General features: G+C 43.7%; 10 protein-coding genes. 9 read left to right on the top strand and 1 reads right to left on the bottom strand.

The features are described from left to right. Nucleotides 1-146: 146 nt before the first annotated feature. The 8 genes from HMPREF1536_RS06910 (at nt 147) to rsgA (ending at nt 12,273) form a co-directional block, all read left to right on the top strand. Entirely contained in the window at nt 147-3,305 is a 3,159-nt protein-coding gene (locus HMPREF1536_RS06910; RefSeq protein ID WP_028727207.1) for a SusC/RagA family TonB-linked outer membrane protein, read from the top strand. A 19-nt stretch (nt 3,306-3,324) separates the two neighbouring features. Further along, nucleotides 3,325-5,046, top strand: a complete 1,722-nt coding sequence (locus HMPREF1536_RS06905; RefSeq protein WP_028727206.1) for a RagB/SusD family nutrient uptake outer membrane protein — start codon at nt 3,325-3,327, stop codon at nt 5,044-5,046. 146 nt (nt 5,047-5,192) lie between these two features. Further along, nucleotides 5,193-6,800, top strand: a complete 1,608-nt coding sequence (locus HMPREF1536_RS06900) for a glycoside hydrolase family 32 protein (protein ID WP_225608071.1) — start codon at nt 5,193-5,195, stop codon at nt 6,798-6,800. Between the two features lie 84 nt (nt 6,801-6,884). Next, nucleotides 6,885-8,420 carry a glycoside hydrolase family 32 protein gene (locus HMPREF1536_RS06895; RefSeq protein ID WP_199884255.1) on the top strand — a complete coding sequence of 512 codons (1,536 nt, stop codon included), beginning with the start codon at nt 6,885-6,887 and terminating at the stop codon, nt 8,418-8,420. Between the two features lie 14 nt (nt 8,421-8,434). Beyond that, nucleotides 8,435-9,304, top strand: a complete 870-nt coding sequence (locus HMPREF1536_RS06890) for a carbohydrate kinase family protein (RefSeq protein WP_028727203.1) — start codon at nt 8,435-8,437, stop codon at nt 9,302-9,304. Between the two features lie 2 nt (nt 9,305-9,306). Further along, the gene (locus HMPREF1536_RS06885) at nt 9,307-10,470 is read left to right on the top strand and encodes an MFS transporter (RefSeq protein ID WP_028727202.1); all 1,164 of its coding nucleotides are present in this window, start codon (nt 9,307-9,309) and stop codon (nt 10,468-10,470) included. A 248-nt stretch (nt 10,471-10,718) separates the two neighbouring features. After that, nucleotides 10,719-11,282 (top strand): ribosome recycling factor, encoded by a 564-nt coding sequence (frr, locus tag HMPREF1536_RS06880; protein ID WP_028727201.1) that lies wholly within the window; start codon nt 10,719-10,721, stop codon nt 11,280-11,282. A gap of 58 nt (nt 11,283-11,340) precedes the next feature. Continuing rightward, the gene (gene rsgA, locus HMPREF1536_RS06875) at nt 11,341-12,273 is read left to right on the top strand and encodes a ribosome small subunit-dependent GTPase A (protein WP_028727200.1); all 933 of its coding nucleotides are present in this window, start codon (nt 11,341-11,343) and stop codon (nt 12,271-12,273) included. On the opposite strand, the gene dgt is transcribed toward rsgA, so the two are convergent. Next, complete coding sequence (gene dgt, locus HMPREF1536_RS06870) at nt 12,274-13,599, bottom strand: dGTP triphosphohydrolase (RefSeq protein ID WP_028727199.1); 1,326 nt, start codon at nt 13,597-13,599, stop codon at nt 12,274-12,276. 389 nt (nt 13,600-13,988) lie between these two features. On the opposite strand from dgt, the gene HMPREF1536_RS06865 reads away from it, so the two are divergent. Next, the gene (locus HMPREF1536_RS06865) at nt 13,989-16,994 is read left to right on the top strand and encodes a SusC/RagA family TonB-linked outer membrane protein (RefSeq protein ID WP_028727198.1); all 3,006 of its coding nucleotides are present in this window, start codon (nt 13,989-13,991) and stop codon (nt 16,992-16,994) included. The last annotated feature ends 8 nt before the right edge of the window (nt 16,995-17,002 follow it).

The raw sequence follows: 17,002 nt of genomic DNA, 5'->3' as shown, positions 1-17,002 counted from the left end.
CTATCAAATTTGTCACTTTATATAATTAAAATGCTACAGATGTGACAATTTTGATACGATAAGATGAATATTTTATCACCTGTTACTTGCATAGGGAATACTTTTGCTTTCACCAAATCATTGTTAAACGAAATAATTTAAGATTAATGAAAGCATTAAAACTACGTAAATGGTGCGTATGGATAACCATGTTATTTATGGCACAAGCTTTGTTTGCCCAGCAGGTTTCCATCAATGGAACTGTTATCTCAGGAACTGATAATTATCCTGTTGTGGGAGCTTCTATTGTAGAAAAAGGAACTACAAATGGTATAATTACCGATATGGACGGTAATTTCTCTCTTTCAGTAACTAAAGGTGCTATTATCCAGATTAGCTATATCGGATATATAACACAGGAAATTCCGGCAAATGAAAACAAGAAACTGAATATTGTCCTGAAAGAAAATGTACAGGCATTAGGTGACGTAGTGGTGACAGGGTACTCTTCACAGAAGAAAGCCGACCTGACAGGAGCCGTTTCGGTTGTAAAAATGGATGATATAAAGAATATAAACACCAGTAATGCTGTTCAGTCATTGCAGGGACGTGTTCCGGGACTCCATGTAACGAATACCGGTCAGCCTAACGGTGATGTGGATGTTAAGATACGTGGTGTCTCTACCCTGGGAAACAGCAAACCGCTTTATATCATCGATGGTATTCCCAGTACCCGTTCGATGAATGAGATAGCAACTTCTGATATTGAGTCTATCCAGGTGTTGAAAGATGCTTCCGCAGCTACTATCTACGGATCACGTGCCGCTAACGGTGTGATCATCGTAACAACAAAAAAAGGAAAAGCAGGTGGAACGCATGTTGAATTCCGTGCTTCTCTGACTGCCCAGCAGTGGCAACGCTCAGTTGATCTGTTAAATACGGAAGAGTATGGACTTGTGAATTTCCGTGCAGGGGTAAATGATGGCTCCGTTTTGAATACTACTACATTAAGTAACGGATCTATTAATGAGAAAATGAATCCCTATACTTATATGTATGATGTTGCCTGGAATAATGGCAAACCGACTTTAAATAGAATGATCCTTCCAGAATATCTGGATGTAGCAGGTGATCCTGTGATGCGTGCAGCAGACACGGATTGGGTAAAGGAAATCAGCCGTACCGGTTTTATTCAGAATTACAATGTAACTGTTACTTCCGGTAATGAAAAAGGACGTGCCTTATTCTCTGCAGATTATTATGGAAATGACGGTACAGTCAAAGGCACTTATTTTGACCGTATTACAGCCCGTATCAACAGTGACTATAAACTGTTTAACGACCGTGTGGTTATCGGAGAGAATCTATCCCTGTCTAAGACGCGTAGTTCTACGTTGGATGGCAAAGGTCTGCAGGAAAATGCAAAGAATATCCAGTCTATCGTACCGGTTCATTCGTTGGACGGTGGTTGGGGAGGCCCGGCAAATAATATGAGCGACCGTCAGAATCCGGTTCGTTTGATTGAAGATAACAAACAAAATCACGAAGATGTGTTCCGCCTTTTCGGGGATGTGAACCTGAGTGTTGATATATTGAAAGGCCTGACATTCCGTTCTAAATTCGGTATCGATTATACCGGATGGTGGAAACGCGATATGCAAAAGACTTACCAGTCAGGTTTCATGTCGGATAAGACAGCCCGCTTGAATACATATACAAACTATGGCGGAAACTGGGTATTGAGTAATACCTTACAATATAAAGTTGATTTAGGTAAGAGTAACTTCGATATATTGGTCGGTCAGGAAATGATGAAATACAGACTTGAAGATATGTCGGCCGGTCGTGACGGCTTCCTGCTGGAAAATGAAGATTATATGTATCTGTCGGTTGGTGACGGAAACTTGCGTAATGCCGGTGGAGCAACTTCTTACGCTCTTTCTTCTTTCTTTGGAAAAGTGAATTATAGCTACGATAACAGATATCTGGCTTCTGTAACGGTACGTCGTGACGGTTCTTCCCGTTTCGGTAAAAATAACCGTTGGGGTACATTCCCGGCATTCTCTTTGGGATGGCGTGTCAGTGAAGAAGGTTTTTTTGAAGGAGCTAAAAATATTGTTTCAGACTTGAAGCTTCGTTACGGTTGGGGTAAAACAGGTAACCAGGAAATCGATAACTATGCCTCTTACGGTCTGTATCAGGCTCGTTATTATACAGATGCTACCTGGGGACGCGATCAGGGTACAGCTTATGATATTACCGGAACAGGGCAAGGACAATTACCTTCCGGCTTTATCCGTACGCAACGCGTTAATCCGGATCTGAAATGGGAAGCAACTACTCAGAATAATGCTGGTATCGATTTCGGTGTGTTTAATCAGATGTTTACCGGATCTATCGATTATTTCTATAAGAAAACAGATGATATCCTGGTTAAACCTCCTTATATTGCAACAATAGGCTTTGGCGGTGATCGTTGGGTGAATGGTGCAAGCATGGAGAACAGTGGATTTGAATTCATGCTGACTTATAATCAAAAAGTAGGTGAAGTAGACTTGAATATCACCGGTAATATTGCCAGCTATCGTAATAAGATCACAAAATTGCCGGAAGATGTAATCAATTCTTATCCGGGTAATGGTAACGACCAGACTATTCTTGGACGTCCCTGGAAATCTCTCTTCGGTTATGTGGCTGACGGGATCTTCCAGAATGAACAAGAAGTAACAGACCACGTGGAACAACCGGGTAAAGGTGTTGGCCGTATCCGTTACAAAGACTTGAATGATGATGGAAAGATCAATGATGAAGACCGTACCTGGTTAGGTGTAGAAGACCCGAAGTTCTTGTATGGTTTGAATGTGAATGCAGGTTGGAAGAATTTTGATTTCTCTATGTTCTGGAACGGACAGGTCGGTTCTCATGCAAATAACGGTCAGAAAACATTTACGGATTTCTTTGGACTTTTCGGAGGGCAGAATTACGGAAGACGTCTGGTGGATGCATGGAGTCCGGATAATACAAGCTCAACTATTCCGGCAGCTTCTGCAAATAATGTAAATGATGAAGGACGTTTCTCTACTTATTTCGTGGAAAATACTTCTTTCCTGAAATTAGCAAATATTGAAATTGGTTACCGTTTGCCGGATCATATACTGAAAGCTGCCCATATGGAAAGCGCACGTATCTATCTGTCCGGTCAGAACCTGCTGACAATCAAGAAAGGCTGGGGCGATAATGCCTTTACGGGAGCAGATCCGGAAACTCCGAACTTTGCTTATCCGGTTCCGAGAGCCTTTACTTTTGGTATCAATGTTTCATTCTAATAAATCAGATTATACAATTATGAAAACTTTAAAATATATAGCTTTCGGAGCAGCTTTATTACTCCCGATGATGTCTTGTGATTCTTTTCTGGATGAAGCTCCACAGGGGGTAGCCGATTCGGATAACCTGAATACGGCAGATAATATAGAAAAGATGGTGATTTCGGCTTATTCCATGTTGGGTAACGATAACTATCAGGAGGGTGTTAATGCTTACTGGCCTTACGGGGATTTGCGTAGCGGTGATGCTTATAAAGGAGGTGCCGGAACAGGTGATATGGGTGATTTCCATATGTTTGAGACTTTTGTCTATCTGCGTGACGATAATGGTTACCTGGATAAGAAGTGGTATTCGCAATATATCGCGATTGCCCGTGCAAATGATGCTTTGGGACGTATTCATGCAATTTCGGAAGAGGCTTATCCTAAAAAGAAAGTTCGTGAAGCTGAAATGCGTTTCTTACGTGCTAACTTCTATTTCGATCTGAAGATCTTGTTTAAACAAATGCCGTGGATTGATGAAAATGATAAGACAGACGATTATATTACGATATCGAACGTCGAATACACGGATAAGGAACTATGGGATATGATTATTGCCGAGTTCCGTTTTGCAATGGAAAACCTGCCTGATAAAAACGATGATCTGGCACGGGCAAATAAAGGGATGGCACAAGCTTATCTGGCAAAAGCTCTTCTGTATGCTGCTTACGAACAGGATGAAAAGCATAATGTTGTGAATATCGATAAAACAAAACTGCAGGAAGTTGTTACTCTTTGCCAGGGATTGTCTGGTAAGTATTCGTTAGCTTCTGATTTTGCCAATAACTTCCTTTGCGAAACAGAAAATGGGCCGGAGTCGATATTCGCAGTTCAGTTTTCAGTGAACGATGGAACGTTACGTGGCCGTTTGGATTGGGGTGCTATGCTGAATTATCCGATGAATCCGGAATATGGTTGCTGTGGTTTCCATAGTCCTTCACAGAACATGGTGAATGCTTTCCAGACAGATGAAAACGGATTGCCACTGTTCGATACTTATAATAATCATGATTTACAGACTGCTGACGATTTGCTTGCCACAAATATCGACCCGCGTTTGAATCATACGGTTGCCATTCCGGGGGCTCCTTATAAATATAACCCTGAGTTTATTTTTGAAACGAGCTGGACGCGCGATCCGAATACCTACGGTAGCTTTATGTCTATGAAGGAAACAGTTTTACCTGATTGTCCGTGTTTCGCTTTTGCCTCTCCGTTTATGTCGAGTTCCAAGAACCGTGATATTATCCGCTACGACGATGTGATGCTATGGCAGGCAGAAGCCCTGATCGAGTTGGGACGTCAGGCAGAAGCGCTTCCGTTGATCAATGCCCTTCGTGAAAGAGCGGCTAACAGTACAGCTAAGTTAGTGGATGTACAGGGCGATCCTACAGGCAAATTCAATATTGCAACTTATCAACCGGGTAAGAACTGTCCGGAATGGACACAAGATTTCGCCCGTAAGGCTTTGCGTTGGGAACGTCGTCTGGAAATGTCGCAGGAAGGTTCGACTTTCTTCGATCTGGTACGCTGGGGTATTGCTGCGGAGACTGTAAATAAATACTTTGAAGTTGAAAGAACCCGCCGTACTTATATGGGTGAAGCGAAGTTTACTAAAAATAAAGATGAATATTTCCCCATCCCGAAAAATCAGATTAATTTTAGCAAAAAGCTATACAAGCAAAATTATGGCTGGTAAAATTAATCAATCGATAAACAGGACATTTGCTTTTGTCGCTGGTGTCCTGTTTATGACCAATATAAATAGTACTATTGTTTTATTTTAAATCCTTATTTACCATGAAAGTAAGAACTCGAAATGTATTAATTCTTGCAAGTGCTTTGATGACCTGTATCTCTACGGTAGAAGCACAAGATCTGACAATGAAAATCACGAAGAAGTATCTCAACCTTCCGGTTTCGCATCAGACTGACCGGGCGGTGATGACTTTTGACGTCGGCGGTAAGCAGGAGCGGGCGTTCGATATTCGTCTGGCTCCCGAAAATCCGGATTATTGGGTATTCTGCGATATGTCCGCCCTGAAGAATAAAGAGATAAAAATATCCTATAACGGGAATAAAGCCGGAATAAACAAGATCTATCAGGCAGACGAAATTGCAGGACAGGATAGTATGTATACCGAGACCAACCGTCCGCAAATCCATTATACTCAGCGCAGGGGATGGAATAACGACCCTAACGGCCTGTTGCATTATGACGGTGAATATCACCTGTTCTACCAGCATAACCCGTACGAACGCGATTGGGGCAATATGCATTGGGGGCATGCCGTAAGTAAAGACCTGATACATTGGGAAGAATTGCCTATCGCCCTCTATCCCGACGAACATGGCACCATGTTTTCCGGATCTGCCGTTATCGACTATGACAATACTTCCGGCTTCGGTAAGAAAGGCACTCCGGCTATGGTAGCGATTTATACGGCCGATAATCCCGAAAAGCAGGTACAATGTATTGCTTACAGTCTCGATAAAGGACGTACCTGGACAAAATATCAGGGAAATCCGGTGATCGACTCCAAGGCGAAGTGGAACAGCAAAGATACCCGCGACCCGAAAGTGTTCTGGCACAAACCATCCAACAAGTGGGTGCTTGTACTGAATGAGCGTGACGGCCATTCGATCTATAATTCGGACAACCTGAAAGACTGGACTTTCGAGAGCCATATAACCGGCTTTTGGGAATGTCCTGAACTATTCGAGCTGCCTGTCGATGGAAATAAGAATAATACCAAATGGGTGATGTATGGCGCTTCCGGTACTTATATGATCGGATCGTTCGATGGAAAGAAGTTTACACCGGAGGCTGGTAAATATTATTATTCAACCGGTTCTATCTATGCTGCCCAGACATTTACCAATATACCGGAGAGCGACGGACGCAGGATACAGATCGGATGGGGACGTATCTCTCATCCGGGAATGCCCTTTAACGGTATGATGCTGCTTCCGACGGAATTATCTTTGCGTACTACGAAAGACGGCGTTCGTCTGTTCAGCAAACCAATTAAAGAGTTTGAACAGTTGCAGACAAAAGCAAACCAGTGGAGTTCGCTGACTGCCGACAAGGCAAATGATCTGCTTCAGCAATACAATGATGCAGGAACTCTGCGTATCCGCACAACGATCAAACTATCCCATGCCACAAATGCAGGATTGAACTTATTCGGACAGTCTTTACTGAACTATGATATGAATTTCAATCTGGTAAATGGTGTATTCTATTCACCGGAAGATATGACCGGCATGGAGATCACTGCCGATATCATCCTGGACAAAACTTCTGTCGAAGTATTTATCGATAATGGCGCTTACTCCTATTCTATGGAGCGCCGACCGGATTTGAAAAATAAGGAAGGCTTCCATTTCTGGGGGAATAATATCGAAGTAAAGAACCTGGAAGTGTACACGCTCCGGTCTATTTGGAAGTAAATTGTATTATTAATTGTTTATGAAAGGATTATTCTGATGAAATATGTTTTATATCTGACAATACCAATAGTTGTTATACTGTGCATGATATCGTGTAAGAATAGTAAACCGAAAGCTGAAACCGGGGACAATATCGCCGCGTTTCAGGAAAAGTATCGTCCCCAGTTCCATTTCTCACCGGCAGAACATTGGATGAACGACCCGAACGGCATGGTGTATTATGAAGGAGAATATCACCTGTTTTATCAGCATTATCCTGAAGCATCCGTGTGGGGGCCGATGCACTGGGGGCATGCGATCAGTAAAGACCTGGTGCATTGGGAACACATGCCTATCGCCCTTTATCCCGATAGTCTGGGATATATATTCTCGGGTAGTGCAGTGGTCGACTGGAAGAATACGTCCGGTTTCGGAACTGCGGAGAATCCACCTTTAGTAGCCTTCTTCACTTATCATAACCCGGATATAGAGCAGGCGAAACAGATAGAGATCGAATCGCAGGGCGTGGCTTACAGTATCGATAAAGGCCGTACCTGGATAAAATATGATAAGAATCCGGTGCTGAAGAATCCCGGTATCCGCGATTTCCGCGATCCTAAAGTCTTCTGGCATGAAGAGAGCGGACAGTGGATCATGTCTGTGGCATCCGGACAAACCATCACTTTCTATGGTTCTAAGAATTGTCTAGACTGGTCTTTCCTGAGCGAGTTCGGTAAAGGGCAGGGTTGCCACGATGGTGTTTGGGAATGTCCCGACCTGCTTCCTCTGAAGGTAAAAGATTCGGACGAAACCAAATGGGTGTTGCTGGTTAATATTAACCCCGGTGGCCCGGCAGGCGGTTCCGCTACTCAATACTTTGTCGGAGACTTTGATGGTAAGACGTTTTCCAGCGACCAGAAGAAAACCTTCTGGATGGATCATGGCAAAGATAATTATGCCGGAGTAACCTGGTCGGATGCGCCCGGCGGCAGACAGATATTAATCGGCTGGATGAACAACTGGGAATATGCCGGTGCAAAACCGTGTGTGAAATGGAGTGGTGCTGCCACATTCCCACGTGAACTGGGACTGGTAAAAGACGAGTCGATCTATTTGCTGACTTCCGAACCGGTAAAAGAACTGGATGCTTTATACGGCGAGTCTGTCACCCTCGATGCTATGAAGGTCAGTAAATCAGCCCTTTTATCCGATAAGTTCGAATTCGGGAAAGCCCCGATAGAGATCAAGCTGACGTTTAATCAGAAGGATAATACCCAGTTGGGCTTTGCATCCCGTTATGGTGTGCGCTTGAAAAACAACAAAGGCGAATATATAACTATCGGCTATGAGAATGTGGACAAGCTGTTCTACGTAGACCGTACAAATGCAGTCGGCGAGGTATTCTCTGATAAGTTCGCCTCAGTTCATTCGGTACCTTATATCGTGAATACTCCGGAAGTCGAATGGACATTGCTGATAGATGTTGCTTCCGTCGAGTTCTTTACAGCAGGAGGGCGCGTTGTCGTGACGGATGTATTCTATCCTTCGGAACCGTTTGATACGATAGAACTCTTTACCGAAAATGGTAATGTGGAGCTGGTCGATGGAAAAATTACTGAAATACGTTCAATCTGGAAATAAAAAACATATAAATGATGAAAAAGAACAAGCCAATAGTTGTAGGGATCGGCGAACTGTTATGGGATGTGCTGCCCACAGGAAAGAGAGCCGGAGGAGCTCCGATCAATTTTGTTTATCACGCTACCCAGATGGGAGCGGAAGGATATGCGATCAGTGCCGTAGGAAATGACGTATCCGGAACCGAGATCATCCAGGAACTGGAAAAGAGCCATATTTCCAATAGCCTGGGGATCGTGGAACATCCTACCGGAAGTGTCATGGTAGAACTGAAAGATGGTATCCCGACTTATACCATCATCGAAGGTGTAGCCTGGGATTATATACCTCTTACACAGGAAGCGATCGACCTGGTGAAGAAAGCGGATGCAATCTGTTTCGGAACGCTTGCCTTGCGCTCTGCCGCTTCGAGGGAAACGATCTTAACTTTATTATCCTATGCTCGCGAAGATGCCTTGCGCTTCTTCGATATCAATATTCGCCAGTCGTATTATTCGAAGGAACTGATCGAAACATTGCTGCATAAGGCGAATGTGTTCAAGATCAATGATGACGAGCTGGTGCTGATACGTACGATGTGCGACCTGGAAGGCACGAATGAGGAAGTATGCCGCCAGCTGATCGGTAAATACAACCTGCGTTATATGATCCTGACTGCCGGAAGCTCTTTCAGCTCTATCTATACCGCTGATGAGGCATCCACCATCCCGACTCCCAAAGTGCAGGTAGCCGATACGGTTGGTGCCGGCGACTCGTTCTCCGGAGCTTTTATCTATTCCATATTAACCGGTAAATCCCTGCGCGAAGCCCATCAGGCAGCGGTAGAAACAGCAGCGTTTGTTTGTACCCAGGAAGGTGCGTGGCCGGAATACCCCAATAAAAACTGATCATGAAAGAAAAAGGACTCTATATTAAGTTGATCCCGATCATGCTGGCGTTCTTCGCTATGGGATTTGTGGATCTGGTAGGTATCGCTTCCAACTATGTAAAGGCAGACCTGAACCTGACCGACTCGGAGGCGAATATCTTCCCTTCATTGGTATTCTTCTGGTTCCTGATCTTCTCGGTGCCGACAGGAATGTTGATGAACCGCATCGGACGGAAGAAAACCGTGTTGCTCAGTCTGGTAGTGACTTTCTTTTCACTGCTTCTTCCCATCTTTGGTGACGGTTATACGCTGATGCTACTTTCTTTCTCTCTGCTGGGTATCGGTAATGCCTTGATGCAGACATCACTTAACCCGTTGTTGTCGAATGTGATCAGTGGCGATAAACTGGCAAGCAGCCTTACGTTCGGCCAGTTTGTGAAAGCGATCGCCTCTTTCCTGGCTCCGTATATCGCCATGTGGGGAGCTACGGCGGCCATCCCTTCCTTCGGTATGGGCTGGCGGATACTTTTCCCGATCTATATGGTGGTAGCCGTCGTTGCGGTTCTTCTGCTTGGAGCTACGCAGATAGAAGAGGAGAAGCCGGAAGGGAAGCCCTCTACGTTCGGCGAATGCTTCGCCTTGCTCGGTAAACCGTTTATCCTGCTGTGCTTTATCGGGATCATGTGTCATGTCGGTATCGACGTGGGAACCAACACGACCGCTCCCAAGATATTAATGGAACGTCTGGGAATGGGACTACACGAAGCTTCGTTCGCAACCAGTCTCTATTTTATTCTCCGTACGATCGGTTGTTTCCTGGGGGCTTTTATCCTGACGCGGATGTCGGCAAAGGTATTTTTCGGTATCAGTGTTCTAATGATGTTGGCGGCTATGGTCGGCCTTTCCATCTTCCAAAGCAAAGAAGTTATATATATATGTATAGGACTGATCGGGTTCGGCAACTCCAATGTGTTCTCCATTATTTTCTCGCAGGCCATCCAATCGATGCCGCAACGCAAGAATGAAATATCCGGCCTGATGATCATGGGCTTGTTCGGCGGAACGATCTTCCCGCTCTTTATGGGCTTCCTGTCGGATGCAATGGCTTCACAGCTGGGAGCGGTGATCGTATTGAGTGTCGGAGTCTTGTACCTGGCTTTCCTCTGCCCGAAGCTGAAGCAATGAGAGTTTCACTTAGGAGAAACACTTGTTCCACCTAAGTGAAACAGTTGTTTCTCCCTGATGAAACAACTCTCGGGATGAATAAATGTACTCCCTATCCGGTACAGTTATGTAAGCGGATAGGGAGTATTCGTTTCCAACACGCTTTATGCTATTGAATTATACCGCTAAAAAAGCATTTTGTTTGTCAGGTTCAAAAACTTTACTACTTTTGTTTATTGAAAAAAACAGAAACAAAAATATAATCAGTTATGGCAGAAATAAAGCAGTATGTACAGGCCGCAGAAGAGAAAATGACGTTTGCGATTGAATATCTCGACGATCAGTTGGCTCACATCCGTGCCGGTAAGGCTAATCCGAAAATCCTTGACAGCGTGAAGGTGCCTTATTACGGAAGTCTTGTTCCTCTAACTAATGTTGCTTCGGTAAATACACCGGATGCAAAAACCATCATCATCACCCCGTGGGAAAAGCCGCTTATCAAGGAGATCGAGAAAGCGATCATGAACTCGGAAGTAGGTATCACTCCTGAAAATAATGGTGAGATTATCCGTCTGGGTATTCCTCCACTGACGGAAGAACGTCGCCGTGCGTTGGCGAAACAGTCTAAACAGGAAGCTGAAACAGCTAAGATCAGTATTCGTAATGCCCGTCGTGATGCTATCGAGTCGATCAAGAAAAGTGTGAAAGCGGATGGTACTCCCGAAGATGTGGCAAAAGATGCTGAAGCGGAAGTTCAGAAGATACACGATCGGTTTATCAAAAAAGTAGATGACCTCTACGCTGCTAAAGAAAAAGAAATAATGACAGTATAACTTGTAGGGGCGAAACAATTTTCGCCCTTCTTTTTTTATATAAGACAATTAAGAAGGAATGAGAGGACTGGTAATAAAAAATACAGGTAGCTGGTATACCGTGCGTACCGACGATGGCCGTGATGTGGAGAGTAAAGTAAAAGGTAACTTCCGTTTGAAAGAGATCCGCAGCACAAACCCTGTCTCGGTGGGCGATCGTGTCGATATCAATATCAATAACGAAGGCACGGCGTTTATTACCCATATTGAAGACCGGAAGAACTATATCATCCGCCGGGCATCCAATTTGTCGAAACAGTCGCATATCATTGCTGCTAATCTCGATCAGGCAATGCTGATCGTCACTGTCAATTATCCGATTACCACAACTGTTTTTATCGACCGCTTTCTGGCTACTGCCGAAGCTTACCGCGTACCGGTTAAAATGATCTTCAATAAGGTCGACCGTTATAAAGGAGAAGAAAAAGAATATCTTGACGCGATGATGAACCTGTATACTACGATCGGTTATCCTTGCTCTACGCTTTGTGCGAAGACGGGTGAGGGACTGGAGGAGTTGAAGGCCGAACTGAAGGACAAGATCACGCTTTTATCCGGCCATTCGGGGGTCGGTAAGTCTACGATCATTAATAAGCTTGTTCCCGGTGTGAACCTTCGGACGGGCGATATCTCCGAATATCATAATAAAGGGATGCATACCACCACTTTCTCGGAAATGATCCCGTTGCCGGAAGGTGGTTACCTGATCGATACTCCGGGGATCAAGGGCTTCGGTACGATTGAGATGGAGACGGCCGAAATATCCCATTATTTCCCCGAAATATTCAAGTTCTCGGCTGACTGCAAGTTCAGCGACTGCTCACACCGGCATGAACCGGGCTGTGCGGTGCTTAAAGCGCTCGAAGAAAATTACATCAGCGAGTCGCGCTACAAGAGTTACCTCAGTATCCTCGAAGACAAGGAAGAAGGTAAATACCGCGAAGAGTATTGATTATACGGCCGGAAGGCTCATCCCTGTGATCTTACGGTACAGGTCGAGCGCATACACGTCTGTCATTCCTGATATATAATCAAGCACGCATTGTACCTTGCCGTAAGTGGTAGGGGCATTGGTGTCGTACTGTTCCGGTATGCGTTGCAACAGGAGCTTGCTGTAAGCATGGCTCTGGTTCATAACCGCTTCTGTCAGGCTGTCGATAAGGTGGCTGAAGATATGGTAACCGGCCAGTTCGATGTCGAGCACTTCTTTGGCACGATAAATCTTTTTATAAGCCGTTCTGGAACAGGTTTCATAAGCCTCTTTGGCTTTCGTGCTGATTTGCTCGATCAGAGGTATATTATAAGTGCCGGTAAGTATTCCTTCTTCATTTTCCAGAAAGACGCGTGAACATTCATCTACCAGCAATCCGATGATACAGGAACGGAGATAGGCGATCTGTTCGTTGGTATCGTCTACCATCTTCATAACTTTGATGATGCGCTCGAGGCGTTCCCCTTCAAAGAAGTTCAATAAAAGCTGGATGGCTTCTTCCGTTGTCAGGATATGCAGTTTACAGGCATCCTCGATATCCATGATCTGATAGCAGATATCGTCGGCAGCTTCCACCAGATAGACCAGCGGATAACGGACAAACTTGTTCGCATCTTCCGGATTTTTATTTATTCCCAGTTCTGTCGCTATGCGCAGGTAAGATTCTTCTTCCGACTGGAAGAAACCGAACTTCCCTTTCTTTCCGGAGTAGATCGAAGCATAAGGATATTTTATGATGGAAGCCAATGTGCTGTATGTTAAGGCAAATCCCCCTTTGCGTCTCCCGATAAACTGATGGGTAAGCAGACGCATGGCATTGGCATTTCCCTCGAAATGAAGAAAATCTTCCCAGCGGCCACCGTTAGAACGTATCTCATCTTCCAGGTAACTGCCGTTTCCTTCAGAGAAATAAGCGGAAATGGCTCGTTCGCCCGAGTGTCCGAAAGGAGGGTTTCCCATATCATGGGCCAGGCAGGCGGCAGATACTATGGAACCTATTTCCGGAAAATTGATACTTCCGTCGGGATACTTATGCATTAATCCTTTGGCTACGTTGTTTCCTAATGAACGGCCTACACAGGAAACCTCCAGGCTATGCGTCAAACGGTTATGAACGAAGATGCTGCCTGGAAGGGGAAATACCTGCGTTTTATTCTGTAATCTGCGAAAAGGGGAAGAGAAAATTAACCGGTCGTAATCCCGCTGGAAATCAGTACGCTCATGTTTGCGTTCATGATACTCTTCCATTCCGAAACGTTTGCCTGAAAGTAATTGGGTCCAGTTCATAGTTCTGTATTAATGTCTTTTTACAAAGGTAGGTATTTTAGGGGAGAATCGGAGAATAAAGGCTTCAAATAAATGGTAAATGCCATAGTTCTATCAGAACTTACGTAAATTATATATTTCTCATTTTAATAATCGATTAAATGGTTAGGGAAACATGCTTTATTTGTGTTACGATAAACATATTTTTTATGTATAGTTGAACAAATATTGTTTGGCTCCCTAACCGCTTAATCGTTTAGTAGACTGAGTATGATAATATCTACGATAGTTCTGATAGAACTATGTTCTTGTGGCTGGTTAAACCTGGCAAAATGTTAAATCGTTTATTAAACTTAGGATTAAGTATTATGAAATTTTTTATTATTAACTCATCTAAACAATCTAACTTTATGAGGAAGAGCTTTGTTATGCTAGTACTATTCTGCATAGGAATATGTACCAATGTGCTTTGGGCACAAAAGACAGTGAGTGGTGTCGTTATGGAAAAAGAGGTAAATATGCCGTTGATTGGATGTAATGTTGTCGAAAAAGGGACGACAAACGGAACAGTTACCGATTTGGACGGAAAGTACACGTTGATGGTTGGTGACAATGCAACTATCGAATTTTCTTACATAGGAATGACGACGATAGAAGAAGTTGTTGGTGACCGTTCTGTTATTAATGTAGATATGATCTCCGATTCAGAAAAGATCGAAGAGGTTGTTGTAACTGCCATGGGTATCCAGCGTAAAGCTAAATCGTTAACTTATGCAACTCAGCAGGTGAGCAATCAGGAATTAACACGTGCAAAAGATGCGAATATGATCAATGCTTTGCAGGGTAAAACTGCAGGTTTGGTTATTACCCCGAACTCTTCGGGTGCAGGTGGTTCTTCCAAGATTATCCTGCGCGGTAATAAATCTGTATATGGTAACAACCAGGCGTTGATTGTGATCGATGGTATGCCGATGAACAATCCGAAGACGACTCAGCAAGCCGGGGAGTATGAAGGACGAGACGGGGGAGATGCTCTGTCGAATTTGAACCCAGACGATATTGCAAGCATGAACGTTTTGAAAGGTGCATCGGCTGCTGCATTATATGGTAGTATGGCCGCTAATGGTGTAATTATGATTACGACAAAGAAAGGTCGTGAAGGTGCAGCCCGGGTCGATTTCTCTTCTAATATTACATTGGAAACTCCGTTAACAGCACCGAAGTTACAAGGACGTTATGGGGCTGTGAAAACGGGTGATCAACTGAGTGCTATGAGTTGGGGTGAAAAAATCGCAGACAATGATTCAAAAGCAAAAGAACGATTGAATGATTTCTTTCGTGTAGGTTCGACCTATATCAACTCTGTTACAATTAACGGCGGTACTGAGAAGGCTCAGAGTTTCCTTTCATATGCGAATACTTCTGCCATTGGTATGATGCCGGAAAATACATTCTATCGTCATAACATGACTGCCCGTGAATCATTCAAATTGTTCCAGGATAGGCTGACGATTGATGCAACTTTGTCTTATATTACTCAGAAGGCTTCAAACCGTCCTCACGGTGGTACCTATAATAATGCTTTGACGGGTGCTTACACGTTCCCCGCTAATGGTGACTGGGACTATTATAAGAATAATTTCGAAGTATTCGATGGCTCAAAGAACTGGAATGCCCAGAACTGGTATACCCCGTTAGATGATTTTACAGCCAATCCATATTGGGTACTGAACCGTATCACATCCAAAGAGAAACGTGATCGTATTATGGCATCTGCTACTGCAAAGCTGAAAATTACTGATTACCTGAATGTACAGGGACGTTTGAGCGTAGATAATACATTCGACAGATTCGAACGCAAATGGTATGCAACTACAACGACTACGTGGGCTCCAGGTGGCAAGGGACGCTACCGTCAGGAACGTTTTGATGCAAAGCAGTTTTATGGAGACTTTATGGTCAACTTCAATAAAACCTGGAATGAAAAGTGGGAATTGAATGCTTCTTTGGGTACAAGCTTTATGGATTCGAAGGTTCAGAATTTGATTTTGGATAGTGATAAATTAGGCTTGATTGAGGCAAATTATTTTGTGCCTGAAAATATTGCAGGTAATGGTAATCAGCGTACAAGCAATCCTCGCAAACGGTTGAACTCAGTTTTCGGTACTGTTCAGTTCGGATATAACGGAATGGTTTATTTGGATGTTACCGGCCGTAACGACTGGTCTTCTACATTGGCCTTTACTAACAATTTCTCTTTCTTTTACCCGTCTGTTGGTGTAACGGCTTTGCTGAATGAAATGATCCCGATGGGTGAAAAGATAGATCTATTGAAGTTCCGCGGTTCATATTCTATTGTAGGTAATGACGTGCCGGCATACATTACATATCCGTTGGATGGTATTAATCTTGGGGCTCTGGAACCGAATACCAGTGAACCGTTTACGGAAATGAAACCGGAAAAGATGCATTCAATGGAGTTCGGTGTCGATTTGGTTATGTTTGATAACCGTTTCAATTTTGATGTTACGTATTATAAGACAAATAATAAAAACCAGTATTTCTCTATTGCAGCTCCGTTAGCTTCAGGATATTCAAGCTATTATATCAATGCCGGTAACATAGAAAACCAGGGTGTTGAAGCTTCTGCCAGCTATCGTTGGGATTTTGCAAAAGATTGGAGTTGGAAGACTGAGCTGAATATGTCTTATAACCATAATAAAATAAAAGAACTGGATTCCCGTCTTCCTGATGGTGTACAGATCGGTAGTGGTTCCGGTTTCCGTTTTATGTTGAAAGAGGGAGGTTCTTACGGTGATATTTACGGTTATAAGTTATTGCGTAACGAAGATGGTTCCGTCAAATTGAACGAAAGTGGTGTACCCGTTAAGAGCGACACGCAGGAATACTTGGGTAATGTAAATCCTGACTGGCAATTAGGTTGGGGAAACACGATCACTTATAAAGACTTTTCTTTTTACTTCTTGATCGACGGAAAGATTGGTGGTAATACGATCGGTATGACTCAGAGTTATCTGGACAGCTATGGTGTAACGGAAACTACTGCCGATGCTCGTGATAACGGAGGTGTAGATGTAGGTAACGGACAGAAGATAGATGCTCAGATTTACTATTCGGCTGTAGCCGGAAAGGATAAATGTAACAGCGAATATACTTATTCTGCTACTAATTTCCGTTTACGTGAAGTTTCTTTGGGGTATACATTCCGTAATTTGTTGGGGGTATCGAAGAACTTGAATTTATCGTTGGTAGGACGTAATTTGTTCTTCTTTAAGAAGAATTCTCCGCATGATCCGGATTCTTCTGTTTCTACAGATAATGCGTGGGGTGGATTCGATACATTCGGTCTTCCAACTTCTCGCAGTTATGGTATCAATGTAAAAGTAACATTCTAATAGATAGT

This window comes from Parabacteroides gordonii MS-1 = DSM 23371 (assembly GCF_000969825.1).
Lineage (GTDB): Bacteria > Bacteroidota > Bacteroidia > Bacteroidales > Tannerellaceae > Parabacteroides > Parabacteroides gordonii.
This window is presented reverse-complemented; position numbering and strand designations above follow the sequence as displayed.